The 25,668-nt window shown below is 64.2% G+C and carries 23 protein-coding genes; 10 read left to right on the top strand and 13 right to left on the bottom strand.

The window, feature by feature from the left end; translation table 11 throughout:
* Positions 1–66: 66 nt before the first annotated feature.
* The 5 genes from MJ8_RS02990 to MJ8_RS02970 form a co-directional block, all read right to left on the bottom strand.
* A complete protein-coding gene (locus MJ8_RS02990) occupies positions 67–1,398 on the bottom strand; it encodes a UDP-glucose dehydrogenase family protein (RefSeq protein ID WP_201413016.1) in 1,332 nt (443 codons plus the stop codon).
* 171 nt (positions 1,399–1,569) lie between these two features.
* Positions 1,570–2,454, bottom strand: coding sequence for a family 16 glycosylhydrolase (locus MJ8_RS02985; RefSeq protein ID WP_201413015.1), 885 nt, complete (start codon positions 2,452–2,454; stop codon positions 1,570–1,572).
* 128 nt (positions 2,455–2,582) lie between these two features.
* Positions 2,583–2,960: a hypothetical protein gene (locus MJ8_RS02980; protein ID WP_201415284.1), complete on the bottom strand. Its 378-nt coding sequence runs from the start codon at positions 2,958–2,960 to the stop codon at positions 2,583–2,585.
* A gap of 124 nt (positions 2,961–3,084) precedes the next feature.
* The gene (locus tag MJ8_RS02975) at positions 3,085–4,113 is read right to left on the bottom strand and encodes a glycosyltransferase family 2 protein (protein ID WP_201413014.1); all 1,029 of its coding nucleotides are present in this window, start codon (positions 4,111–4,113) and stop codon (positions 3,085–3,087) included.
* Positions 4,114–4,117: 4 nt separating this feature from the next.
* Positions 4,118–5,350: a nucleotidyltransferase family protein gene (locus tag MJ8_RS02970; protein ID WP_201413013.1), complete on the bottom strand. Its 1,233-nt coding sequence runs from the start codon at positions 5,348–5,350 to the stop codon at positions 4,118–4,120.
* 501 nt (positions 5,351–5,851) lie between these two features.
* On the opposite strand from MJ8_RS02970, the gene MJ8_RS02965 reads away from it, so the two are divergent.
* The 6 genes from MJ8_RS02965 to MJ8_RS02940 all read left to right on the top strand — a co-directional run bounded on the left by MJ8_RS02965 (position 5,852) and on the right by MJ8_RS02940 (position 11,657).
* The gene (locus MJ8_RS02965) at positions 5,852–6,004 is read left to right on the top strand and encodes a lasso RiPP family leader peptide-containing protein (protein ID WP_095769314.1); all 153 of its coding nucleotides are present in this window, start codon (positions 5,852–5,854) and stop codon (positions 6,002–6,004) included.
* Positions 6,005–6,165: 161 nt separating this feature from the next.
* The gene (locus tag MJ8_RS02960; RefSeq protein ID WP_201413012.1) at positions 6,166–6,465 is read left to right on the top strand and encodes a PqqD family protein; all 300 of its coding nucleotides are present in this window, start codon (positions 6,166–6,168) and stop codon (positions 6,463–6,465) included.
* A complete protein-coding gene (locus MJ8_RS02955) occupies positions 6,449–6,865 on the top strand; it encodes a lasso peptide biosynthesis B2 protein (protein WP_225248113.1) in 417 nt (138 codons plus the stop codon). The genes MJ8_RS02960 and MJ8_RS02955 overlap by 17 nt, the downstream gene beginning before the upstream one ends.
* Positions 6,866–6,868: 3 nt before the next feature.
* Positions 6,869–8,782, top strand: a complete 1,914-nt coding sequence (locus tag MJ8_RS02950; protein WP_201413011.1) for a lasso peptide isopeptide bond-forming cyclase — start codon at positions 6,869–6,871, stop codon at positions 8,780–8,782.
* On the top strand, positions 8,779–9,759 hold the full coding sequence (locus tag MJ8_RS02945) for a serine kinase (protein ID WP_225248112.1): 981 nt from the start codon (positions 8,779–8,781) through the stop codon (positions 9,757–9,759). Before MJ8_RS02950 ends, MJ8_RS02945 begins: the two co-directional genes overlap by 4 nt.
* 8 nt (positions 9,760–9,767) lie before the next feature.
* Complete coding sequence (locus MJ8_RS02940; protein WP_201413010.1) at positions 9,768–11,657, top strand: ABC transporter ATP-binding protein; 1,890 nt, start codon at positions 9,768–9,770, stop codon at positions 11,655–11,657.
* Here the strand turns inward: MJ8_RS02940 and MJ8_RS02935 are convergent.
* A complete protein-coding gene (locus tag MJ8_RS02935) occupies positions 11,631–11,903 on the bottom strand; it encodes an exopolysaccharide production repressor exox (RefSeq protein WP_201413009.1) in 273 nt (90 codons plus the stop codon). The two genes, MJ8_RS02940 and MJ8_RS02935, sit on opposite strands and share 27 nt — an antisense overlap.
* Before the next feature lie 606 nt (positions 11,904–12,509).
* On the opposite strand from MJ8_RS02935, the gene MJ8_RS02930 reads away from it, so the two are divergent.
* From MJ8_RS02930 to MJ8_RS02915, 4 genes are all read left to right on the top strand, one after another.
* Entirely contained in the window at positions 12,510–13,187 is a 678-nt protein-coding gene (locus MJ8_RS02930) for a sugar transferase (RefSeq protein ID WP_201413008.1), read from the top strand.
* A gap of 185 nt (positions 13,188–13,372) precedes the next feature.
* The gene (locus MJ8_RS02925; RefSeq protein WP_225248111.1) at positions 13,373–14,551 is read left to right on the top strand and encodes a polysaccharide biosynthesis/export family protein; all 1,179 of its coding nucleotides are present in this window, start codon (positions 13,373–13,375) and stop codon (positions 14,549–14,551) included.
* Between the two features lie 119 nt (positions 14,552–14,670).
* Positions 14,671–15,762, top strand: a complete 1,092-nt coding sequence (locus tag MJ8_RS02920) for an acyltransferase family protein (RefSeq protein ID WP_201413006.1) — start codon at positions 14,671–14,673, stop codon at positions 15,760–15,762.
* Positions 15,763–15,780: 18 nt separating this feature from the next.
* A complete protein-coding gene (locus MJ8_RS02915; protein WP_201413005.1) occupies positions 15,781–17,064 on the top strand; it encodes an O-antigen ligase family protein in 1,284 nt (427 codons plus the stop codon).
* Here MJ8_RS02915 and MJ8_RS02910 read toward each other — a convergent pair whose 3' ends face one another.
* The 7 genes from MJ8_RS02910 to MJ8_RS02880 form a co-directional block, all read right to left on the bottom strand.
* Positions 17,065–19,158 carry an ABC transporter permease gene (locus MJ8_RS02910; protein WP_210345616.1) on the bottom strand — a complete coding sequence of 698 codons (2,094 nt, stop codon included), beginning with the start codon at positions 19,156–19,158 and terminating at the stop codon, positions 17,065–17,067.
* The gene (locus MJ8_RS02905) at positions 19,158–20,219 is read right to left on the bottom strand and encodes a quaternary amine ABC transporter ATP-binding protein (protein WP_201413003.1); all 1,062 of its coding nucleotides are present in this window, start codon (positions 20,217–20,219) and stop codon (positions 19,158–19,160) included. The genes MJ8_RS02910 and MJ8_RS02905 overlap by 1 nt, the downstream gene beginning before the upstream one ends.
* Positions 20,220–20,312: 93 nt before the next feature.
* On the bottom strand, positions 20,313–21,251 hold the full coding sequence (locus MJ8_RS02900) for an ABC transporter substrate-binding protein (RefSeq protein WP_201413002.1): 939 nt from the start codon (positions 21,249–21,251) through the stop codon (positions 20,313–20,315).
* 83 nt (positions 21,252–21,334) lie between these two features.
* The gene (locus tag MJ8_RS02895; RefSeq protein WP_201413001.1) at positions 21,335–22,162 is read right to left on the bottom strand and encodes an SDR family NAD(P)-dependent oxidoreductase; all 828 of its coding nucleotides are present in this window, start codon (positions 22,160–22,162) and stop codon (positions 21,335–21,337) included.
* Positions 22,163–22,180: 18 nt separating this feature from the next.
* Entirely contained in the window at positions 22,181–22,951 is a 771-nt protein-coding gene (locus MJ8_RS02890) for a glucose 1-dehydrogenase (protein WP_201413000.1), read from the bottom strand.
* A gap of 8 nt (positions 22,952–22,959) precedes the next feature.
* Positions 22,960–23,466 carry an acetone carboxylase subunit gamma gene (locus MJ8_RS02885; protein ID WP_201412999.1) on the bottom strand — a complete coding sequence of 169 codons (507 nt, stop codon included), beginning with the start codon at positions 23,464–23,466 and terminating at the stop codon, positions 22,960–22,962.
* Between the two features lie 6 nt (positions 23,467–23,472).
* Complete coding sequence (locus tag MJ8_RS02880) at positions 23,473–25,668, bottom strand: hydantoinase B/oxoprolinase family protein (protein ID WP_201412998.1); 2,196 nt, start codon at positions 25,666–25,668, stop codon at positions 23,473–23,475.

The raw sequence follows: 25,668 nt of genomic DNA, 5'->3' as shown, positions 1-25,668 counted from the left end.
GGCATGGTCATTGTCGGCCCCGCTGTCGTTCGGGGCGGAAGTTCTTCCTGGGGCAAGCAGCCATCGTCATGCCGCCATCCTGCCGATGGAGAAATACTCGATGCCGTAGCGCGCGATCACCTTGGGATCGTAGAGATTGCGGCCATCGAAGATGACCGGCGTCGTCAGCGCATCCTTGAGCGCGTCGAAGGACGGCGCGCGGAAGCTCTTCCATTCGGTGCAGATCAGCAGCGCGTTGGCGCCGCGCAGCGCCGCCTCCTTGGTGCCGCACAAAAGCAGATCCTCGCGCAGGCCATAGATCGCCTGGCACTCCTGCATCGCCTCGGGATCGTAGGCCTGCACCTTGGCGCCGGCCGCCCACAGCGCTTCCATCAGCGTGCGCGACGGCGCCTCGCGCATGTCGTCGGTGTTTGGCTTGAAGGCCAGCCCCCAGACGGCGAAGGTCTTGCCCCTGAGCGCGCCCTTGAAATAGTGGTTGACCTTATCGAACAGGACCGACTTTTGCGCATTGTTGCGCTCCTCGACGGCGCGCAGCAGCTTGGCGTCGAACTTGACGCCCTCAGCGGTCTTGATCAGCGCGCGCACATCCTTCGGGAAGCAGGAGCCGCCATAGCCGAGGCCGGGATAGATGAAGTGGTAGCCGATGCGCGGATCCGAGCCGATGCCCTTGCGCACCTCCTCGATGTCGGCGCCCAGCTGCTCGGCCAGGTTGGCCATCTCGTTCATGAAGCTGATCTTGGTCGCCAGCATGCAATTGGCGGCGTATTTGGTGAATTCGGCACTGCGTACATCCATCACGATCATCTTCTCGTGGTTGCGATTGAACGGCGCATAGAGCTCGCGCATCACCATCTCGGTGTCCTCGCTGGAGGTGCCCACGATGATGCGGTCCGGCTTCATGCAGTCGGCGACCGCCGAGCCCTCCTTGAGGAACTCCGGATTTGAGGCGACGTCGAAGGCGAGATCCTCGCGGCCGCGCTTCTTCAGCGTCTCGGCGATCTTGGCCTTCACCTTCTCGCAAGTGCCGACCGGCACCGTAGACTTGCCGACGACGATCTTGGGGCCGTCCATCTCGCGACCGATGGTCTCGGCGACGGCGAGCACATATCTCAGATCGGCCGAGCCATCCTCGCCGGGCGGCGTGCCGACCGCAATCATCTGAATCTGGCCATGCCTGACGGCCGCCGCGGCATCCGTGGTGAAGCGGATGCGGCCGGCCGCGTGGTTTTCCTTGACGAGACTTTCCAGGCCGGGTTCGAAAATCGGGATCAAACCCTGGTTGAGCCGCTCCACCTTCTTCTCGTCGACATCGACGCACACCACCTCGTGGCCGACCTCGGCAAGCACAGCCGCCTGGACGAGACCGACATAGCCAATCCCAAACACCGTCAAATTCATTTGGTTCTATTCCTGTCAAAGGCCGGGCCACAAAAGCAGCCCGGCCGGTTCAGATGTCCCCTAGGCCAACGGCCTGGTTGGTTCAGCATGATCTTATCCGAACCGCAGGTCAGCGAAGCAAAAACCGATTGCCACTTTTGCTGACGCTGTCCTTCGGTTCGGGATCACGCCCTAGTTGCTGTTACTTACGCTGCATGCCAGCGATTCCGGAAACTGGCATGGCTGGCCCAAAGCGGTGAAAGCGACGCGCTTGACCTGCATGATCACCCTGCTACCCGGATCGGTGAAGGCGCCCATCCAGTTGGTCAGCTTGTCGCTGCCCCAGAGGCTGAAGAAGATTTTCTGCGAGTGGGTCGGCAACTCGTCCGGGTTGGTCACCTCATGGACGAGCTTGCCGTTGATGTACCAGCGCAGCCGGTCCTTCTCCCAGACGAAGCCATAATCGTTGAAGCCCTTGTCGGCGCCGCCCTCGACGTCGACCAGCTTGCCGTTCTTGGGCTTGCCCTGGATGTAGCTGTTGACCTGCACCTTCGACGGATCCTTGGTGAGGACCTCGAAGTCGATCTCGTCCCAGGGCTGTTTGTCCTGCGGGCCGATATAAGAGAAGAAGGCGGCGTTGAGACCGGAGCCGGTGCCGGTCTTCATGCGCGCCTCGTAGACGCCATAGCCGTAGCGCTGCTTCGTCTGGATCTCGGCGCAGGCGAAATCGCGGTCCTTCAGCTTGCGCTTTTCGAAGCCCAGCGACAGCACGCCGTCGGAAAGCCGCACGAGATCCTTCGACCAAGTGCAGTTCTGATGGGCGCCGTTGGTCCAGCCGTCCGAGACGAACCAGCGAGACTGGTTGAAATTCGAGAAATCGTCGACGAAGGACGGTGCGCTTTTCAGCTCTTGCTGCGCCTCCTGCGCATGCGCGGGATGCAGGCTCCCGGCAAGGGTCGCTGCGATCGCAAGCAAGGCGCCGACGAAGCCTAGCCGCAGGCTGGTTAATCCGCTCCATGGCGCATGCGACGTCGCGCAAGCCGCCACGGCGGAGGTGTTGTCCGGATCTGCGTTCATAACAAACTCACCTTGTGTTGTCCGCCCAACCCAAGTCATCCTCGGTTCGCATGAGCGAGCCGCTTCCTGTCCTCCGCCCTTTGAACTCCTCTAATGCCTCGTACCGATGACAGCGCCCAACGCGCCCATCAACGTCTTACCGTCGCCTGCGCAGCGGGCCGATCGAAACCATCCCCGACGATCGCGTCAAGCGAATGACGCAGTTCCTTCATCAAACCTTTCTGGCGAGCGAGTTCCGCAATGCGGCGCTCGCAATTCAGGATCGAGCTGGTCATCGCGCTGACGTCCGATCCCTTGCTGGCCGATGCCGAACCGTTCTCCATCGCCTCGACCAGGAAGGCCGCGTTGGCGGCCGTCGACTTGTAACGGTTCTCCAGCCCGGTTTTCTCCGCCTCGATCTCCGCCGCGATCTGGTCGAAGAGCTTCGCCAACCGGTCGAAACGCTGGAGATCGGTCTGCCGGTCGCGCGCCGGATCCCGAGATCTGAAGCCAAAAATCGAAGCCATCATATCGGTCTTTCGAAATTGCTGCATTGCAACATAGACTGCCATTCCCGCAGCGACTAGGCAACATCATAGTTTTCCGAATGCGGATTTTTTGAGGGGCGCCAGCTTCCGGGACAATGCAGGATCACTCGTTCGCGGCGCTGGTTGCCGCCATCAGGAAGCGCATCGGCGGTATTTGCTGCCGCGCAACAATCCCGGTGCGGCGGAACAGCGCGTCGAGCTTGTCGGTGGCGACGCCGCGCACGATCGGGATCAGATTCGACTGGCTGGCGAAGGCGTAAGCCGCAGCCGACGCCAGCCCGCGCTCGGCTTTCACATCGAGGAAATTGCGCAGCCGGTATTTGTCGCGGACATGGCGCTCATGGCGCCGCAACGCTGCCTTCGAGCGCTCCGGAAGGCTGTCGATCTGGAGCAGCGCCAGATCGGCATCGGCAAGGCGCTTCAAATCCTGCGTTCTGTGGCGGCCGCTCAGCGAATCGGCGCGCACGATCGCGCCATAGCCGCAGGACTTGATGACTTTGAAGCGTGCCCCGCAGGCGACGGCGCGCGCGTAGAGTTCGTAATCTTCGCCAAGCCTGAGGTTCTCGTCGTAGCTCAGCCCATGCCGGTCGAGGAAAGTCCGGCTGATCACCGGCTTGAGGAAGCCCAACTCGCCGCGCCGCACGCGGCGGCGCGAGATGTTGCCGTCGATGAAGCGCTCGAAATCGAGAAATTCCGGCTCGGCTTCGAAAGGCGGCGCGGTGATCTTGGCGAGGTCCGTCGCCGCATCGTCTCGGATCAGCATGATGTTGTCGGCGGCGAAATCCCAATCGGCGCTGGCGAAAAGCCGGCGAAAGCGGCCCTCGAGGAAGAAATCGTCGGCATCAAGAATGCTGATGAAGGGCGATCTGGAGGCTTGGATGGCCGCGTTGCGCGCGGCGGAAGGGCCGCGATTGACGTCGAAGCGGATGACGGCAAGCCGGCCGCTGCCGTCATCGGCGGCCAGGGCCACTTCCCGGGTGTCGTCGGTGGAGGCGTCGTCGACCACGATGACTTCGGCGACTTCCGCCTCGCGCAGCGCCGAAGCGATGGCGCCGGGAATGGTGCGCGCCGCATTGCGCGCGGCGATGATGACGCAGACCCCTGGATTGGTGATGGGCGTCGTCACGGGCATGGGCTCACCTTTCGCTTGCATGATTGGCAGCCCCGCCCATGATTTTGATCATTTCGCCCTGCGCCGGCCCGATCGTGGCCGGCCGCTCGAAGATGCGCCGGCTGAGATCGGCGGAGGCGGCCCAACCGGCTTCAGCCAGGTAACGGACCGGCTCGCGGCCGCAGAGCTCCCAAAGCACATGGCGGCGCTGCGGCCAGCGCAATGACGCGAGCCACGGCGCCATGACCATGTGGAAGAGATCGGCGTTGTCGATGCGGGCCAGAATGCGGGTGGCGCGCTCCGAAAGCAGCGTGCCTGTGGCGCCGAGCAGCACATCGGCCGCGCGCAGGCCGAGGAGCAGCGTGTCCGCCAGGCCCTGTCCGGCGGCGTGATCGAGCACCCTCTGCTGCTCGGCTTCGTTCAGGCGGCCGGCGCTGGCCCTGATGTCGCAGACATAGCCGGCACAGGGCTCGCGGTTGAAAAAGGCCTTGGCGACGCTGATCGAGGACAATAGCAGCGTGTCGGCGGCCGAGATCACCGGCATGGCGGCGCCGGCCACCTCGACTTCGCGCTTGCGGCGCAGGAAGCCGTCGATGTCGCGTGGGCTCGGCGAGCCAGGCTGCTGCAGCCGATGATGGAGGTCGACCGTCGAGGCCCTCGCGCCGTCTTCGCGAACCATGTGCTGCTCGCCGAGGAAGCGAATCCACCAGACGGAGCGGGATTTGCCGGCAACCTCGTAGCCAATCGCCCGCAACGCCTCGCGCGCTTGCCCGAAGCGCGCCGGCGAAACCAGTATGTCGACATCGCCAGAAGGCTTCATGAAATGGTCGCCATAGAGCAGATGCTGCTGGAGCGGCCCCTTGAGGAAGACGAAATCGACCCCGCTCTCGCGCAGCGCGCGATCGATGGCTATCGAATCGCCGATGCAGGCGGCGTTCATCGACATCGTGCGCCGACGGTAGCCATCGAGCCAGCCAGCCAACTCCGCGGGCACAGCGTCCGCGGGCGCATGCTTGAGCGCCTTGAGCAGGAACACGGCGACCTTGTTCAGCCTGGCGATGTCGGCGACGTTGGCCGCCGAGACTGGGGCCGCCGAAATCGGGGCCGCCGAGACCGTCAGTGCGGGCAGATCGGCTGGGCCATCCGTGATCTTGGCTCGGGGCGTGAAAAACAGCCTCAGGCAGGCCTGCACATAGGCGACTTCGTTGGCGCAGCCGGCGGCGCGCAGCCTTTCATAGGAGCCATCCTGCACCGCCATGCCCGATGTCGTTCTCCGCAAAATGCCGCCCGAGCGATTTATACCGCAACTGCGAAGAAAAGCATCGGGAAAATTAACGCAGCTGCTTTAAAGCCCCGTTCGAGCTGGTTCATCGCTGCAACCTACGAGTTAGAATCGTCACGTGTTCAATCACTTTTGAAGACAACACAGGCGATATCCGGCCGAGGCCAGATAGTGAAGATTTTTTGCAGCAATTTCTTCGCATGCGCGAAACGGGTTGCATGCCGTGAAAATTACCACAAATAAATCAAAAGCTTACCTAAACGGCAGAGACCTGCGGTTGAATCCGAGGGCGGTCGGGGTTTACCCTAACGGCGCTCACGGCTTGACCGCCAAGGAAGGCGAGCGCAACCGAGAATTGATTAACGGTTGGTAAATCACGCTTGACTCATGAATGGTGCCGTGCAGCAATTGCGTTGCAGCATAGCGATATGCTGGCGGCATTCTGCAGCCGCTTCCAGTCCTCAGTTGGAGAGTAAAATGGAACAGAATGTTGAAAAGCATGAGTACGAAACCCCCAGCCTGACGGTTCACGGTTCGATTGAAACGATCACGCAGGGCGGTGCCGGCACGACGGCGCTTGACGCGAGCTTCCCCGCGCACACGCCGGTCGGCGAGCTGACCTTCTCCTAAAGCTAAAGCTCACAGGCAACCGGGTGTCTAAGTTGGGGCTCCGGATGCTCTCCACCAGGTGAGCCGGGGGGCTTCTGTCCCCCGGCTTCCTGCCGAGGATCGTCGGCAACCGATCCACGGCGAAAGGCCCAAGGGCGCGGGGCCAGCAACGAGGTTTTAGCATGGACTGGAACCCCTCGGACCATGACCGCGTGGTTGCGACCGGCGAGGCGGTCGCGTGTGAATTCGGCCCCGGACTGGCGCTGCTCCATCTCAAATCCAACGTCTATTACAGCCTGAACGGCGTCGGCGCCTTCATCTGGGAGCAGATCCAGGAGCCGCGATCGATCCTCGATATCCGCAGCGCCGTGCTTGCGCGCTACAATGTCGATGCGGAGCGCTGCAAGGCGGACGTCGAGGGTTTGCTCAGGGGGCTGAGCGAAGCAGGGCTTGCGAGGCTCCATCGTGAGGAACTGGTCTAGGCTCCGCTCGCTGAGCGGCCGGGAGATGCTGTTCCTGGCGCGCTGCCTGGTGGTGGTGAGCGCAGTGCGGCTCGCGCTGACGCTGTCCTCCTACAACCGTGTCCGCGGCGCGGTCACGCGGCTGGATGCCAGGCGCGACGCCAGCGTCGCCGATCTGCGGCGTGTCGCCTGGGGCGTCGCCGCAGCGGCGCGGCTCGTGCCGGGCGCCACGTGCCTCACCCAGGCGCTGGCCGGGCAATATCTGCTCGCCCGCCAGGGCAATGCCTCGAAGATCAGCATCGGCATCGAGAAAGGCACCGGCAGCACGCTCAAGGCGCATGCGTGGCTGATGAGCGGCAACCACATCGTGCTCGGCGGTTCGATCAACGGCTTTGCCCATCTGGTCGACCATGGGTCGTGAGCAATGAGCGGCGTCGCCGGAATCGTGCATGACGACAATGGCCGGCCCGCCGGGGCCGGCGATATCCAGGAGATGCTTTCGCGCATGCGCCACCGCGCCCGCGACGGCAGTTCTTGGTGGAGCGAGGGCAGCGTGGCGCTCGGCCACGCCTGGCTCGATACGACCGGCGAGGACGGCCACGGCCCGCTGACGATGGCCGGCGGCAAGCTCGCCATCACCGCTGACTGCCGGCTGGACAATCGCGACGAGCTTCTGGCGCGGCTCGGCCTGCGCGACCGGTCGATGGCCGACGCGGCGCTCATCATGCGCGCCTACCTCAAATGGGGCGAGGCCTGCCCGATCTACCTGCAGGGCGATTTCGCTTTCGCGATATGGGATGGCGAACGCCAGGCGCTGTTTTGCGCGCGCGACCATTTCGGCGTCAAACCTTTCTACTATCATGCGACCGGCAAGCGTTTTGCGTTCGCCTCGGAGATCGGGCCTATCCTGGCGCTCGACGGCGTCGGCAGGCGCCTCAGCGAGCACCAGATTTCCGGCTTCCTCGCCGGTCTGCCGGACGATCCCCAGGCTACGCCCTATGCCGAGATCTTCCGCCTGCCGGCACGGCACAGCATGATGGTGGCGGACCGACAGGTGGCGCTGCGGCGCTACTGGCACATCGAGCCTTCGCAACGGCCGCCGCGCTCGGACGCGGCCGAGGAATTCAGGCATCTCTTTGCGCAATCGGTGGAGAACCGCATGCGCGGCACGCCGGCCGTCGGCGCCATGCTGAGCGGCGGGCTCGATTCCTCCTCGATCGCTTGCGTTGCCGGTGTTCGCGCGGCGGCGAAGCGCAATCCGAAGCTCAAGACCTTCTCACTGGTCTTCGACAAGGGCTCGCCGATGGACGAGAAGCCGTTCATCGATGCGGTCCTCGCCGACAATCCGCTCGACGCCACGCTGATTGCGGTGGGCAATTACGCGCCCTTCGCCGAATTCGATCGCATTCTGGAGGAGCAGGAAGGCACGTTCCTGGCGCCCGGCCTGTCGCTGACTCGCGACCTTTACCGCACCGCCGGCGCAAAGGGCGTCAAAGTGCTTCTCGACGGGCACGGCGGCGACGAGGTCGTCTCGCAGGGCCATGGACACCTTCATGAACTCGCCAATGCCGGCAGGTGGCTGGAGCTGTGGCGCGAGCTGCGCAGCGCCGCCAATACCTATGGCGAGGGCATGCTCTCGCTCTATTTCAAGTTCCTGACCATCTACGGACCGGCCTGGCGGATCGCCCGGGTGAGGTCGATGGCCAGACGCGTCGTCGGCAAGGCGCGGCGCAGGCCGGCGCAAACCGCGCGCGCCGCCTGGACGGGCCTGGTCAATCCGGAGCTTGCCAGGCGCACCGATCTTGCCGAGCGCTTTCATCGCAGCGGCTACATGCCCGCAGCCGTCACGGCCAGCGAAGCGCTGACGCATCGCTGGCTTCTGTCGACCGGGCTGGTCCCGCACGCCTTCGAAGTGCTTGATAAGGCCGCCGCCAATTTCGGTGTCGAGCCGCGTTATCCGTTCTGGGACAAGCCCCTCGTCGAATTCTGCTTGGCGCTGCCCGGCGAGGAAAAGCTCAGGGACGGTTTCGGCCGCCATGTGCTGCGCCGGGCCATGCAAGGCATTCTGCCGCCTGCGGTGCAATGGCGGCGCGACAAGATCGATTTCACCGCCAATCTGGTCAATGGCATGCTCGGCAACCATCGCGAACTTCTGGACAGGCTGCTGATATCGGACAGCGAGCGGATCGCGCCCTATGTCAACCTGCCTGAAGTGAACGCGGTCTATGAGCGCCTGCTCAGCCGGCCCGAGCAGGCGACGCTGCCCGACGTCCAGCATGTCTGGCGCTCGGTTTCGCTGTCATTGTGGCTGCGGCAAGTCCAAGGAAGCCCTGCATGAACCTTCCGATCGCGTCCCTTGCGCGGCCCGGGCCCGCCACCGAGACGGCGGCGCCGGGCGGACGGGTCCGCCATTTCTACAAGGCCTACGGGCTGATCGTCCGTTCGGAAGTGGCCCTGCCGGAACTCGAACCGGCGGCGCCGGCGACGCCGGACCTGGAGATCGCGGTCGGGCCGGTCGACTTCCCCGACGCCGCATCGCAGGGCGCCACGGCGTTCCGGTTCGAGTCCACGCGCCAATATCTTTCCTGGCAGGCGGTCGGCACCTTCATGATCAGCGACGGCAAGCGGATCGACGTCGATCCAGCGCCAGGCGTGGGCGACCCGCTGCTTGCCTTTCCGCTGCTCGGGCCGGTGATGGCGCTCGCCCTGCATCGGCGCGGGCTGCTCGTCCTGCATGCCAGCGCCATCGCCGTCGGCGGCAAGAGCGTGATCTTCATGGGCGACAAGGGCGCCGGCAAGTCGACGACGGCGGGCGCGATGATCCGCGCCGGCCACCGCCTGCTCACCGACGACGTCGTGGCGCTGGACTTATCCGATCCCGGGCGGCCGATGATCCTGCCCGGATTTCCGCAGCTCAAGCTCGCCGCGGATGCGGCCGGCGCCATTCGCCTCGAGCAAGCGGAGGTACGCCCGCAAGTGCATCCGCAAATCGACAAGGCGCAGCACCGGCTGCGCGACGGGTTTGCCGGCGAAGCAGTGCCGGTGTCGCGCCTCTATGTGCTCGAGCGCGGCGCGCGGGCGGCGATCTCGCCGCTGACCGGGGCCGCCGCGCTGCCGGCGGTCATCAAATTCTCCTACATCACGCGGTTCGGCCGGCAGGCGCTGCCGGGCGATTCCGCCTCCGTGCATCTCGGCCAATGCGCACAGGTCGCCGGACGCGTCGGCCTCAGCCGCCTCGAAGTGCCGGCCGGGCTCGCCCGGATCGACGAGGCGGTCGCCGCGATCGAAACCGACCTGGCGTCCGAGACAAGGTGAGCCAAGGCATGGGCTGGTCCTCGAAGCTTCGCCTGTCGTTCTTCCGGGATGTCGCCGGCTTCGGCGCGATGATGGCGCATGTCGGCGGGCGGCGCACGGCGACGGCGCTTGCCTTCCTGATCCTGGGAAGCCTCACCGAAGGCGCCTCCATCCTGCTGCTCGTTCCGCTGCTGCGCCTGATCGGCAAGGCCGAGCAGAATTACGCGGTTCGGGTGCCGGAGGCTCTCCATTGGCTGGTGCCCGGCGGAACGCTGTCGCTCGCCACCGTGCTTTCCCTGCTCGTCGCGCTGGTGACGCTGCAAGCGGTTTTCAACCGCTTCAAGTCGGTCTACATGGCGCGGCTGCTCTACGACTTCGTCAACCGCGTGCGCATGAACCTGTTCGAGAGCGTCGGCAAGGCACGCTGGGGCGTGTTCACCCGCATCCGCAGCTCCGACCTCGACCATGCGCTGAACGGCGATGTCGACCGGGTACAGGTCGCGGCCTTCTCGCTGCTGATGCTCACCCAGGCCACGCTGCTTCTCACCGGCTATCTCGTGGTCTCGCTCTTCATCTCGCCGGTGATGACATGCTTTGCCATTTTCATCGGCCTGGTGCTGCTGATCGCCTTGCAGCCGTTCAGGGCACGCGCCAGCGCCTATGGCCGGACGCTGACCGGCAACCGCCAGGACCAGTACCGCACGGTCTCCGAGTTTCTCGGCGGCATCAAGGTGGCCAAGAGCCTGAACGTCGAGGCAAGCTATTTTGCCGAGCTCGGCGCGACGCTGGACAGGATGAAGTCCGACAACATCGCCTTCGTCCGCAACTCGTCGCTGGGCACCGCGCTGTTCCAGGTTACGAGCGTGATCGGGCTCAGCCTGTTCATCTATATCGCGCTGGTCGGCTTCCACCTGTCGCTTGCCGAGATCGTCGTGCTGCTCCTGGTTTTCATGCGCGTCGCGCCGCGCTTCATGGATATGCAGCTCCAGACCCAGCAGGTGCTGATCAACCTGCCGGCCTATGCTTCAATGCAGAGCCTCCAGGCCCGTTTCGATGCCGAGCGCGAGCCGGAAGAAAGCGCGGCCGAACAGGGCGCGAGACTCTCGCTCGAGACGGGCCTCAACATCCGCGATATCTGCTTCGCCTATGGCGAAGGAGACGGGCACCCGGTGGTCAGCGACATCACCTTCGGCCTGCCTGCCGGCAAGGTAACGGCGCTGATCGGCCCTTCCGGCTCGGGCAAGAGCACGATCGCCGACATGCTGCTCGGCCTGCTCGAACCAACCAGCGGCAGGATCCTGGCCGACGGCGTGGAGATCACCGCCCGGAACCGCAGGGCCTGGCGCGATCAGGTCGCCTACGTACCGCAGGACGTGTTCCTGCTGCATGACACGATCGCCGCCAATCTGCGCCTTGCAGCGCCGGGGGCCAATGACGACGAGCTTTGGGCGGCGCTGCGCAACGCCCATGCGGCCGATTTCGTGGAGCGGCTGGCATTGCGGCTGGAGACGGTGGTGGGCGACCGCGGTGTGCGGCTCTCCGGCGGCGAGCGGCAGCGCATCGCTTTGGCGCGGGCGCTGCTGCGCAAGCCCTCGCTCCTCATCCTCGACGAGGCGACGAGCGCGCTCGACTGGCAGAATCAATCGCTGATCGCCCAATCGATCGAGTCGCTGCGCGGCCAGATGACGATTTTGACCATCGCGCACCGGCCATCGATGATCGCCTTCGCCGACTGGGTCGTGGCCATCGAGAACGGGCGCATCGTCGAGGTCGGACAATATCGGCGGCTGAAGGCAAAAGCCGGCAGCCGTCTTGCCAGGATGCTGTCGGGCGAACAGGCCGAGCGCGACACCGCGGTCGAGGCCGGACCGGCCCCGGCGCCGGTCGAACGGTCAGTGGAGGCTGCGCCTGGCGCTTAGCTTTTCGCCTTCGGCGACCTTGTTCAGGATCGCGCCGCGGTCGGATTCACGGACCTTGTCCGCCGATGTCGGCGTGGCTCTGCCGACCATGGCGAAGACCAGAAGGAAATAGCCCGCCTGGATAATGACGGCGCAAACGATGGCGCGCAAGAGGATGGTGCCCGCCGATGCGCCGTCGAAATATGACCAGCCGATGACGATCGCGAGCGCGAACATCATGCCGATGATGAATTTTGGCAGAGACATGTTCGCCGGCCCTTCAACCGAGACGAGCATGCAGAAGCTGCGACTTACCCACCCGCGTACTCCCCGTTGCGCCAAAGAGCTCTTTGTGGCTGCCCAATCCGGCCGGTTGCTTCCGGCCTTCCTTACCCATGCAGACAATGACAGGAACAATTTGCGACTCTATTAAGGCGGGCCGGTTCCAGCAAGGCCCTGAACGTATGGTTTCCAAGGATTTTACGAGATCGACTCCGCCATGCTGCGACGCACACTGTGGCTCCGCTAGCTATTCAATGCCGCCGCTGCGTCCTCAGTAAAACTCGTGCTTTTGATTAGTATTTTATCTGAATAACTTACCGCCGCGAGTGATTCTCGCGCCCTGCAACCGAACTTCTTCTGCAGCAAAGAATGCACTGTCCAAAAACGGCCCAAAACCCGGACTACATTTTCCTGGTTTTCCGTCACCTTGTCATAAACGTGCCACAAAGGTGAAAATTTGGGCAGGCCAGGTTTATTATTTAGTCAATTCATGACGTGAACATTTCAGACCGATGGGAAATTGTGTGTTGCGCTGCAGCATTTTTTTGATATCTTGCCGTAAACCATCCGTTCAACGTATGGAGCTTCTGCATGAGGGACGTCGCCAAGTCGGCTAATGCGGGTTTTGCCCAGGCCGGCGTTGATTTTCCACCCCCCATCGGCGGTTTAATCAAACGCAGCTTCGATATCGTCGGTTCCCTGGCAGGGCTGATTTTGCTCAGCCCGCTCTTCCTGATGGTCGCCCTGCTGGTCAAGCTTTCGGACAACGGTCCGATCTTTTATGGCCATAAGCGGATCGGCCGCGGCGGCAGGATTTTCTCCTGCCTCAAATTCCGCACCATGGTTCCGGACGGCGAGCGCGTGCTCGCCGCCTATCTGGCGGCCAATCCGGAAGCCAACGCCGAATGGATCGCAACGCGCAAGCTGAAGAACGATCCGCGCGTCACTCGCGTCGGCGCGGTGCTTCGCAAGCTCAGCCTCGACGAGCTGCCGCAGATCCTCAATATCCTGCAAGGCGACATGAGCCTTGTCGGCCCGCGCCCGGTGGTGCGCGACGAATTGGAGATCTATGGCAGCGCCGCTGTCTATTACCTGAAGTCGCGCCCGGGTCTCACCGGGCTGTGGCAGGTGAGCGGCCGCAATGACGTGTCCTACGACACGCGCGTCGCCTTCGACCGCCACTATGTCGAGAACTGGTCGCTGTTCGAGGATATTCGCATCATCTTCAAGACAGTTCCTGCCGTGTGGATGTCGCGCGGCAGCTATTGACCGACGGGCCTGCTCCGCCGATCGCGGGGCGGGCATCCGAAAGTGATCTCATCGGGCGGATGGGGCCAAAGCGGATCGGAAACGTTCATTTGACAAAAGACCTCTTCGGACTGTCTTTCGCCTGCAGTCTCATATCCCGGACACCAGCCCGCGTCGCGGGCTTCTTGCTTGCGGCGTCGCTGGCCATGCCGCAATTGGCTGCCGCTGGCGATTATCAGCTTGGCCCCCTGGACAAGCTCAACATCCGCGTCGCCGAATGGCAGACGGTCGACGGCACGTTCCGCGACTGGTCGGCCATCAATGGCGAGTATTCGGTCGGCCCGGGCGGGACGCTGTCGGTGCCGTTCGTCGGCGACATGCAGGCCGCCGGCAAGACGACGGCGGAGATCGCTTCGGCGATCGGGCTCGCGCTGCAGCGTAAGCTAGCGCTACCCGACAAGCCGGAAGCCTCGGTCGAGATGGCGCAGTTCCGACCGTTCTACATTTCGGGCGAGGTTCAGAATCCCGGCCAGTTTCCCTTCGTGCCCGATCTGACCGTGCTCAAGGCAATCAGCATCGCCGGCGGCATAAGGCGCAACGCCGACTATGGTCCCCAACTCGGCAAGGATCTGGTCACCGCCAAGGGCAGCTATGACATCTATGACGACCAGCGTATCCGCCTCCTCGTCAAGCGAGCCAGAATCGACGCCGACCTCGCCGGGAAGACGAGTTTCGAGGTCCCCAAGGAGATCGAGGGCGATCCGAGACTGCCGCCCATCGTCGCCGACGAAATGGCGATCCTGGTCTCCGACCAGAAATCGCTGAAGCTGAAGCTCGATGCCCTCGACGATCTGAAAGGCGTCCTGCAGTCCGAAATCGAATCGTTGCAGAAGAAGATCACCAACCAGCAGAAACAGGTCGACCTGGCCGAGAAACAGGCCGAAAGCATCGGTCCGCTGGCGCAGAAAGGCCTAGTCGCCAATGCGCGGCTGCTTTCCTCGCAACAGTCGGTCACCGACCTGCAGGGCAAGATCCTCGACTATGAGACGGCCATCCTCACCGCCAAGCAGTCAATCAGCAAGGCAGAACAGGACGCCATCGACGCGAGGAACTCGCTCAACTCCACCCTTACCGCCAACCGCCAGCAGACCGAGGCCGACCTGAACGAGGCGACGTTGAAGGCCGGCATGCAGAAGGGTCTGATCGCGCAGGCGTCGGACCCCGCGACGGCGGCCAGCATGACCGGCGACCAGGAGCCGACCCTGCTCTACTCGCTGGTGCGCGTTGCCGACGGTAAGACGAGCGAGGTCGAGGCCAAGGAAGACACGCCCGTCCTGCCGGGCGACGTGATCAAGGTAAAGCTGGCGCCGACGGCCAGCCAGTAGCGCCGCCGTCCCCGGCTTACCCGAATCGGGCCGGGAAACGGAGGCTGGAGGGACAAGCCCTGGCTCGTTCGCGTCGCGGCGCGGGCGAGCGATCTGTTTGGACCGCTTGAAGGCATAACATGCAACCCGCAGTCCCGCGTCACGTCTATCTGAACCTCGACGCCATCCGCGGCGTGGCGGCGATCAGCGTGATGCTCTACCATTTCTCGCCATTCCTGGCCGACGGCAAGGTGCTGCCGTCGAGCTATCTCGCGGTCGATCTTTTCTTCCTTCTCAGCGGCTTCGTCATCGCGCATGCCTATGACCGCAAGATCGAGAACGGCATGGGCTTCGGCACGTTCGTGGCCATCCGCCTGATCCGGCTCTATCCGCTCTATCTCGCCGGCACGCTGCTCGGCTTCTTCTACCTGCTGGTGAAGAACAGGCTGATGCCGGCCGAATACATGCCGCTCTCCGAGATCGGCGTGCAACTGACGACCGGCATGTTCTTCATCCCGCTGGTCAGCGACGCCTATCATACGATCTTCCCGCTCAATCCGGCATCTTGGTCGTTGTTCTTCGAGCTTATCGTCAACATCGCCTATGTCGCGGTCTTCGTGCTGCTGACACGGCGCGTGCTGACGGGGATCGTCGCCGTCAGCCTGGTGCTGCTCGTCGTCGCCTCGGTTTTCGCGGGCACGCTGGATTTCGGCATGACCGGCAACACCATCCTCAGCGGCCTGCCGCGCGTGACATTCTCCTTCTTCCTCGGCGTGCTGCTCTGCCGATCGATGGCGCATTGGCAAGGCAGCCTCGGCTTCCTGCGGCGCGGGCTCTGGGTCGAAGGCGCGATCCTGCTCACCCTTGCCGTCTTCGCCATCGCGCCCGGCGGCGGCGCGCGTGTGGCCTACGACCTCGCGGCCATCGTCATCGTCTTCCCGATCATGGTGATGACCGGCGCGGCGGCGCCGACCGCGTCGCTTCTGTCGGGCTTCTATGGCTGGCTCGGGCGGATTTCCTACCCGATCTACATCATCCACACGCCGATGCTGATGATCATCGCCGGCGCCGGCAAGGCCTTCTCGATCGATCCTTTCGCGCATCATCCCTGGTTCGGCCTCGTGATGGCGGCCTCTGTCATCGTCATCGCCGACATCGCCACGCGCGTCTATGACGAGCCGGTGCGGCGCTTCCTGCAGCGGCAGATGCAGCGCGCGCGGGCCGTGGCTTAGGAACAGACAAGATCCGGTATGAAGATTCCCAAATCCATCCTGATCGATCCCGATCGCAACGAAACCTACGGCACCCTCGCCGTCGCGGTCTCCATGATCGCCTTCGCCTATTCGCCCAATTTCGGCCAGATCCTGATCCTTGCCTATTATGCCGTGTGGCTGCCGCTGCTCTTCGTCGACTACCGGCGCTTCACCTGGAGGCTTTCCAGCGCCTGGCTGCCCATTCTGCTAGCCACCTATATCTGCTTCTCGGTGTTCTGGTCCCAGGCGGCGGGCATCAGCGCGCGCGCGGGAGTGCAATATGCCTCGCACATCGTCTGCGCCTATGTCGCGGCGCGCACCATCAGCGTGCGCACGCTGGTGGTGGGCTCGCTGATCGGCATCTTTTTCGTTCTGCTCTATTCACTCGGAGTCGGCGGTTACGCGCTCGACACGCTCGACGGCACGGTCAATTTCGTCGGCGCCTTCGGCTCCAAGAACCAGATCGGTTTCTTCTCTTCGCTCGGCATCTTCTTCTGCCTTGCGTTCATGGCCTTCTACCGGCGCAACTGGCTGGGCTTCATCTGGACAGCGCCGATCATGCTTCTGTCGGTCTATATGCTCGCCATCGCCCATTCGGCGACGTCGGTCGCCTCGCTGCCTGCGGTGATCGGCGTCGTGATGCTCCTCACCATGACCAAGGTCTTGTCGCTGCGCTATCGCCGCGTGCTGTTCATCGTCGGCGCCGGCGCGCTGGTGACAAGCGTCGCGGCGGCGCTCAACCTCGGCTTGCTGGATGTCGTGCTCGGCATCTTCGGCAAGGATTCGACGCTCACCGGCCGCACCTATCTGTGGGAGCAGGGCTGGGAGGCGGCGCAGCAGCATCCGCTGCTTGGCTATGGCTATGCCGCCTATTGGGTGCAGGGCTTTGCCGACCCGGAACGGCTGTGGGCGGAATTCTACATCTCGACCCGCTCCGGCTTCCACTTCCACAACACCTATGTCGAGACGCTGGTCGAGATCGGCTTCATCGGCGTCACCCTGCTGGCGCTGGTGATCCTGCGCGCTTTCTACGGCCATGTGTCGAAAGTGGTGTTCGGCGATTGGAGCGCCGATTCGGTGGTGCTTGCCGGCGCGATCGGGTTGATGCTGATCCGCTCCTTCTTCGAGGTCGAGATGCTCGGCCCCTACTTCATGGCGTCCTTCATCGTCTATTACGGCCTGTTCACGCTGATCCCCTTGCCGGCGTTCCGGCGCCGCAGGGTGGCCATTCCAGCCGAGGATGAGAGGCCTGCCAATGGGCGCGTGCCGGCGCCTGTCTGATCAATGTGAAGCAGCGGCCGAACGCGCAACGGCTGCCTGGATCAACCGGTCGGCAAGGATCGCCAGGAAGGCGATCGACAGGCCGGCGATCAGGCCCATGCCGGCATCGGCCTTGCCCAGCGCGACATAGACCGCCTGGCCAAGATCACGCGTGCCGACAAGGGCGGCGATGGCCAGCATCGACAGGGCCGCCATGATGGTCTGGTTGAGGCCGAGCATGACGACGGGCAGAGCGAGCGGCAGCTTGGCCTGCAGCAAGGTCTGCAGCGGCGTCGCGCCCATCTGCTCGACCGCCTCGACGACATCGGGGCGGACATGCCGCAGCCCGTGCTCGACATAGCGGATCGGCGGCACGATGGCGTAGAGCATGATGGCGATCAGCGCCGTGAACTCGCCAACCTTGAAGAACATGAGCGCCGGGATGAGGAAGACGAATTGCGGCATCGTCTGCAGCGCGTCGCAGATCGGCTTCAGGATATGCGAGACGCGATCGTTATGCGCCGCCCATGTTCCGAGCGCGCCGCCGACCAGAAGGCAAAGCAGGACCGCCAGCGTGCAGAGATAGAGCGACTGCACCAGCTGAGGCCATAGGCCATTGACCAGTATCAGCCCGAAGCCGACAAGCGCGAAAAAACCGAGCCGCGGCCCGCCCACCTGGCCGGCGAGCAAGGCGACGGCAAGGATGAAGACAGGCCAGGGCAGATCGAGAAAGCCGGTATAGAAGACAAAGCCGGCGGCCAGCACCGCCAGTGCCCCGCGCCAACCGAAGCCGCGCAACGCCAAGATGGCAAAGGCCAGCACCAGGGCGACATAAGCGACCAGCACGGACGGCGGCAGCGAGAAGCCCCACATCGCCGGCGTCGCCGAGCCGGAAATACCGACGCGCAGCGGCAGAAGCAGGCAGTAGAGCACCGCATTGCGCACGCCGTTGAAGAACCAGGCATAGTCGCGCACGAGCCCCAGCAGCCATTGGTTGACGGCGCCCATCTGCATGCGCAGCCCGGTTTCCGGCAGAAGCGTCGCATCGGGCGCGGCCAGCCGGATGACGATGGCGAGCGCCAGCGCGACGGACAGCGACAGGGCCAGCCGGCGCGGCGTCATCCAGCGCATGGCGGGCGTCGGCCCGGTCTCCGGCGCCTTGGCGAAGCCGATGGTGAGGCGGTCGATGAGGATGGCGAGCAGCGCGATAACCAGGCCGGAGAGGATGCTCTGGCCGAATTCGGCCTTGCGCATCGAGGAGAGCACCTCCCAGCCGATGTCTTCGAAGCCGCCGATGATGGCGGCGACGATCACCATCGACAGCGCCGCCATCGTCGTCTGGTTGAAGCCGACGAGAAGCTGCGGCAGCGCCGTCGGCACCTCGACCTGCCAGAATTGCTGGCGGCGCGTGCAGCCGCTCATCAGGCCGGCCTCGCTGATCGCCGCCGGCACGCGCTCCAACCCGAGCATGGTGTTGCGCACCATCGGCGGCGTCGCGTAGATCGCCGAGGCGATCAACCCGACCACCGGACCGAAGCCGAACAGGAGCAGGAGCGGAATGAGATAGGCGAAAGCCGGCACGGTCTGCATCAGGTCAAGCGCGCCATTGAGCACCGGACGCCAGCGCGGGCGAGCGTAGCCCAGAACGCCAAGCAGGAAGCCGAGCACGGTGGAGATCGGCACCGCCAGCAGCACCAGCGCTAGCGTGTTCATGCTCTGCGGCCAGTAGCCGGCGAGCAGGATATAGGCGAGCGTGGCGAGCGCGAAGACCGCCAGCCGCTCACCGCTCGACTTCAGCGCGAGGACGGCGACGGCCAGCATCACCGCCGGCCAGGGCAGCCAGGCGAGCGCCAGCCGCGCGCCGCGCATCGGCGCATCGAGCAGGGCGGACAGCGCCCGGAAACCCCGCTGGATGACGGCGACGAGAATGTCGGTCGCCGCGTTGATGTAAGTGGCCAGCGGCAGCGTCCATTCCTTGGGGAAATTGATCAGCCAGGGAAGCTCGGTTTTGAGAAGCAGGCAAAGCGCCGTCAGCACGGCCAGCACGCACCAAGGCAGAAGCGCCGGTTCCATGACGAGCCGCGAGGAGGGCCGAAATACCGTGGCCGGTGCCATCATGAGCTCTTGCGCCGCGCCTGCTCGCGTTCGAGCACCGCGAGCACGGCGCCGGCGTCGAGCACCGCCGGCGGTCTATCGCCCGCGCCAGGAACGGTGAAGGCCGTCACACCCGAGGCGAGTTGCGGGATCAGGGCCTCGAGGCTGGTGTCGGCGGCGACGCTTCGTTCCGGCAACCCCGCGCCATTGGCGGGCGCGGCGATGTCGCCGGCCGTGATGACGCGCAGCAGCGGCATGTCCTCGGTGAACTGCGCGACATAGTCGTCGGCCGGGTTGAGCACGATGTCGGCGGGGCGGCCGATCTGCACGATCTTGCCCGCCCGCATGATCGCCAGCCGGTCGGCCAGGCGGAAGGCCTCCGCGATGTCGTGGGTGATGAAGACGATGGTCTTCTTCAGCATGCGCTGCAGGCGCAGGAACTCATCCTGCATCTGCTTGCGGATCAGCGGATCGAGCGCCGAGAACGGCTCGTCGAGGAACCAGAGCTCCGGCCCCACCGCGAGCGAGCGGGCGATGCCGACGCGCTGCTGCTGGCCGCCGGAAAGCTGGTGCGGGAAGGACGCCTCGCGCCCTTCAAGCCCGACCAACGCGATCATCTCGCGGGCGCGGGCCTCGCGCTCCTTCGCCGGCTTGCCCTGGATCTTCAGCGGGAAGGCGACGTTGCCCAGCACGTTCAGATGCGGCAGCAGGCCGAAATTCTGGAACACCATGCCCATGGCGTGGCGGCGCAGCTCGATGAGCTCCTTGCCGCTGGCGGCGAGCAGGTTCCTGCCGTCGAGCAGGATCTCGCCGGCGCTGGGCTCGACTAGGCGCGACAGGCAGCGCACCAGGGTCGACTTGCCGGAGCCGGACAGACCCATGATGACGAATATCTCGCCGGTCGCCACCTCGAAGCTGGCATCGACCACGGCCGGCAGATGCGCCTCGGCGCGCAGGCGCTCGGCCAGCGCATCGGGATCGATGATATAGCCGCGCGAGTCGAAGTAATAGGCCGGGCGCCGGCCGTAGACCTTCCAGACATTTCGGCAGGCAAGCTTTATCGGACGCGCGGCCGTGTTCATCCTTAACCACCCGCGCCGATCGCCCGCCCGGCTCCGCGCATTGCGGAGACCGGGCCTATGGTGCCCTCAGCCTTTGCCAGGCACATCGGCGAACTATCCCTTGGCGGCGTCGAGCCAAGGTTTCCACACCGTCTCGTTCTTGTCGATCCATTCCTTGACGACGGCGTCGAGATCCTTGCCTTGCTTATCGACGGCCAGCATCATCTTCTGCTGCTCGGTCGCATCCATCTTGAAGGCCTTGAGGAAGGCGTAAGCCGCCGGCCATTTGGCGCCAAAGCCCGACCAGACAATCTTGTCGACATCAGGTGGGGTGATGCAGTGCTCGTTGGTCTGCTCCTTGCAGGGCGGCATCGTCACCCAGCCGACATCGTTCTCGGCCAGCGCGTAATGCGGACCCCAGAACATCATGATGAGCGGCGTCTTGGCGGCTTCGGCGGCTTCGAGCTCTGCGACCAGCGCGCCTTCGGAACCGGACGGCACGGCGGTGTAGGGCATGTTGTTGTCGGCAAGGATGGTGGCCGCGCGCGAGCCCCAATCGGCCGGATAGTCGAGGAAGCGGCCATTGGGCGCGGTTTCAGGCGTCGCCAATGCCTGCACGCATTCGGGCTTATTTAGAGCGGTCCAGTCCGGCAGGCCAGGGCAGACCTTTTCCATGAATTTCGGATAGATCCAGCCTTCCTGCGTCTTCAGATCGAGCTTGCCGATATCCTCGATCTGCTTGGCGGCCAGCACCTTCGGATAGATGTCGCCGACATTGTTCAACCAGATCTCGACCGATGCGCTGAGCGAGCCGTCGGCGAGGCCAGAAAATTGCGGGAAATTGCCGGCGGTGACGTATTCGACCTTATAGCCGAGCTTCTCCAGAAGCTGGCCGGCGATGTGCGTGGAGACGTGCGCGCCTGTCCATTCCAGCATGGCGAGCTTGATCGGCTCGTCCTTCGCGCCAAGATCGGCGCTTTGCCCGGTCGTCGTTGCGGCAAGCATCAGTGCGAGGCAAATACCGGTCCCTTGCAGGGCATTTCTTATCGTCATGTCAGTTCCCCTGTTGGTTGATGGTCCTTCCGTCTATGCCGGTCTCCTCCCACGAGACCGGAATCCATCACCCCCAACCGACGCTACCACAAGGCGCCGCCGGTGATCTGGATGTTTTCCATGGTGATCCCCCTGGCGAGGTCCGAGCAAAGGAAGACGGCGAGCGCCGCGATTTCCTCCGGCTGCATCATGCGCCCCTGGGGATTGCCTTTCCTGAACTCGTCCATCAGTTCCTCTGCGCTGCGGCCCTTGCCTTCGCGCTCGACGACCTGCGCCACATTGCGGCGCATCAGCTCGGTCTCGACCCAGGTCGGGCTGATCATGACGCAGGTGACGCCGTGCGCTGCGCCTTCGAGCGCCACGCAACGCGTCAGCCCGAGCAGGCCGGCCTTGGAGGCGCAGTAAGCAGGATTGTCCTTCCAGCCGACGGAAGCCGCGGTCGAGCCGATGTTGACGATGCGGCCCCAGCCGCGTTCGATCATGCCGGGCAGGACCGCGCGGGTTGTACGGAACGCCCCGGTGAGATTGGTGTCGACGATCTTGTCCCAGAGCTCGTCGGAATGGCCGCAGACCGGTTGCTCGGCCGTGGTGCCGGCGGCGTTGACCAGGATGTCGGCCGGGCCGACGGCCGCCTGGGCTTCGGCAAAGAAGAGGTTGGTGAGCGCGCTGTCGCGCACGTCGAGATGGGCGGCATGCACCTTGGCGCCGTGGGCGGCCAGCGCCGACTTCACGCGCTCGATCTCGTCGGCGGCGGGATAGTAGGCGGCATCCGCCCTGCCCGCCTGCGGCGGCGCCACATAGGAGCCGACGGCGACATTGGCGCCGGCCTTGGCGAGCGCCGTGGCGATGGCAAAGCCCATGCCGGAAAAGCCGCCGGTGACGATGGCGCTGCGGCCAGTGAGATTTGTCATCGCGAACGCACTCCGTCTTCACACTGCAAGATAGCCTCCGTCGACAACCATTTCGGAGCCGGTGACGAATTTCGATTCGTCCGAGGCGAGGTACAGGACCATGTAGGCGATGTCGTTCGGCTCCCCGAGGAAGCCGATCGGATGGCGCGACAGCGCCTTGGCCTTCTCCTGCTCGAGCGTGCCCAGATCGCGCAAATAGTTCTCGGTCTGCGGCGTCCAGACATAGCCGGGGTGGATCGAATTGCAGCGGATGCCGTAGCGCTGCTCGGCACAGTGCACGGCCACCGCCTTGGTCAAGGTGCGCACGCCGCCCTTGGAGGCGCAGTAGGCGGCAAGATCCGCCTCGCCGATGATGCCGTCGATGGAAGAGAGGTTGATGATCGATCCGCCGCCGGATTTCTTCATCAGCTTGATGCCTTCCTGGCAGCCGAGGAAGACGCCGTCCAGGTTGACCGCCATGGTGCGCCGCCATTCGGCCAGCGAGGTGTCCTCGATGTTTTTTGCGATCGCGATGCCGGCATTGTTGACCAGCACGTCGAGCCGCCCGAAGCGCTGCTCGATCGTCGCCATGACCGACGGCCAGTCCTCAGGCTTCGACACGTCATGGCGCAGAGCCAGCGCTTCGCCGCCGGCCCTGACGATCTCGGCCGCCGTGTGGGTCGCGAGGCCCTCGTCGATGTCGCTGACGACGAGCCTGGCGCCTTCCGACGCCAGCAAAAGCGACGACGCCCGCCCGAGGCCGAGACCGGCTCCGGTAACGAGCGCCACCTTGCCTGCGACGCGGGCCATTTGCGGCATCAGCCTCCTTTGTTCGACGGCTCCAGCGGCTTGCCAAGCCAATCGCGATAGAACCCTTCGAGATCGGGCTCGAAATCATGCACGATCGGATAGCCCGGCGCGGCCGCCTCGACCTCGTGCAGCGTCCCGCATTGCGGGCAGATGAACTCGCGGATTTCCATCCAGTCCGGGTCCGGAAGGTCGCTGTTGGGGTAGATCTCGCGCAGGGTCTCCTCGCTGTCGCGCACGATGATCGCGGCCTTCAGCTTCCAGTTCTTGCGATAGTCGCCGAAGGAATGACCGCATTCGCATTTCGTCACCCGCTCGTCACCGCTTTGGCAGATGAAGAGATGATCGCCGACCGGGAGCAGGATCGGATCGCTCCACCCGACGCGGTCCTGCAGCACCGAGACATATTTGAAGAAGCGGTCGTCGTCCTTGTAGGCGCTCATGATGCGACGCGTCTGCGGCCAGGGCAGCGTGCCGGCAATCAGATCGGCGATGACTTCCTTGCTGTATGAGGTCATGGTCCCTTACTCCACGCCGAAAGTCGATTTGGCGTCGACATCCCAGAAGGCCGAAAAATCCTTGGTGAAGCGCGGCGAAAGCCTGATCGCGCTGGCGTACATCTTCTTCACCTCCGGCGCGAAATCGGCCGTCTTCACCCGTTCGCGCTCCCTGGCGATCCATTCCGAAACCGGTTTTGCACGAGCCAGGCGCTTCGCGCGCATCTCGGCGCGATGGCGCTTGGTGGCTTCGAGGTTGGCGACCGGAAAACCTTCCGCGTCCTCGTCAAGCACGATGCCGAAGATGCCTTGCGCCGCTTCCTTGGTCAGAAAACCGTTCTCGACATCCCAGGCGGTCTTGACCGGATCGCGCTCCAGCACGTCGCCGTAACCGCCGCCGCCATTGTAGGAATGGGTAAAGACGTCGCCCGTCTTGTGGGGTGCTGTGATGTATGGCCCTTCCAGCGTCACATGCTCGCCTTCCAGCCGCACCTCCAGCTCCGAGCGATACGGATTGGTGCCGGTGTGGTGGGCCAGCGGCGCGCCATTTTCGGCCAGCTCGAAGATGTTGCTCTCGCGCACGGCGCGGTGCTTCTGGCAGGTCGGCGCCGGATAGCCGCCGCACAGACCGCCATTGTCGAAGACGCGTGACGAATGCTCGGACGTGACCAACCTCAGGTGATCGGTCTTCGAGACCAGCCATGTCGACAGGAAGGAGCAGCCGCCGCGATATTTGCCGGCGCCGCCGGAGTTGGGGACGATGGAGCGGCCGATATAGAGCATCGGCATGTTCTGTTCCCAGATCTCGATGTTGCCCATGTCGGATTCCGGGTTCCAGCCGACATAGGCGGTGTCCAAGCCGTCCTTGATCGCGAGCGCGCCGGAGCCGGCGGCGGCGCATTCGAAATGGGCCATGCCGAAGGGCGTGCCGTATTGGCTGGTGCCTCCCATCTCGATCATCGGGCTGTTGACCTGGCCGACAAAGGCCTCCTCGACGAAGCCGCGGGCGATGAAGGAGCGCGACAGGAGCCGCTGGAAGACGCCATAGGCGGGCAAAAGCAACGCCCAAGAGGTGGCGGTGGCCACCATCTCGTTGTCGGGGTTGGTCCAGGTGCCCTTGGGCAGCTTCAGTTCGGTCGCCATCCAGGCGCCGTCATTGACGAGACCTTCAAAATTCATGTGCTGGGTCAGCGTCACGAACATGCCGCCATCCATGCCGGCCGGCGTGCAGTTCATCGAATGGTAGCCCCAGGGCTGCGTGCCCTCGAAATCCATGATGATCTTGCCGTCGGTGGTGATCTCCATCTCGATCGGCATGTTGTAGAGCCAGTCGGGATCGCCGAGCGGCTGGTAGCCCGGTTTGCCGGCGGTGACATGGCCGTAAAAGGTGTGGCCGCGGTAGATGCCGGGCACGGTGAGCTGGCGGGTGCGCGCAAGCTGCGCGCGGCGTCCTTCCTCGATGAACTCCTTCGACACCTGCATCCAGTAGTCGAGGCCGATCTCGTCGATCAGCGCCTTAACGCTTTCGCGCATGTCGATGCAGGAGGCGACCTTGGCCTTCTCGTCCAGCACCCAGTAGATCGGCATGCGGAGATTGCGCTCGCAGCGGATGACGTAGTCGCGCCTGAGCTCGTCGTTCTCGCCGACCTTCTCGGCGCAGACGAACAGGCCTTCGGTGAAGCGCTCCTGCGCCAGCGCCACGTCGCCGCCGGGGGTGATGCCGCCGGCTTCGAGCTCGTGACAGACGGCGCCGGCCCAGCCGACCAGCTTGCCGGAATGGAAGATCGGCACCACGTCCATCACGTCCGGCACCTGGACGGTGCCGATAAAGGCGTCGTTGTTGGCGAAGATGTCGCCGTCGCGGATCTGCGGGTTTTCCTCGTAGCCGTTGCGGATCATCCATTTGATGAAACGGCTCATCGTGTGCACATGCACCATGATGCCGTTGGAGAGCGCGATGGCATCGCCTTCCGGTGTGTAGATGGCGACGACCATCTCGCCGACCTCGCGCACGCCGGGCGAGGCGGAGATGCGGCGCGCCATCTCACGCGCGGACACGCAATAGGCGCGCAGCTTGGTGTGCAGCGTCTCGAATTTCAGCGGGTCCTGGTTGCGCAGCTTGAGCTCGGTGATGCCGTCATAGCAGCCGGTCTCGTCCATCAGCCGTTCGGATTCGAGCAGCCTTTCGCGGATGCGCAGCGCAGAGGCGGGTTTGTCCAGCAT

The organism is Mesorhizobium sp. J8, assembly GCF_016591715.1.
GTDB lineage: Bacteria > Pseudomonadota > Alphaproteobacteria > Rhizobiales > Rhizobiaceae > Mesorhizobium.
Note: the sequence above shows the minus strand (reverse complement) of the source record. Positions and strands in the feature narration are given on the sequence as shown.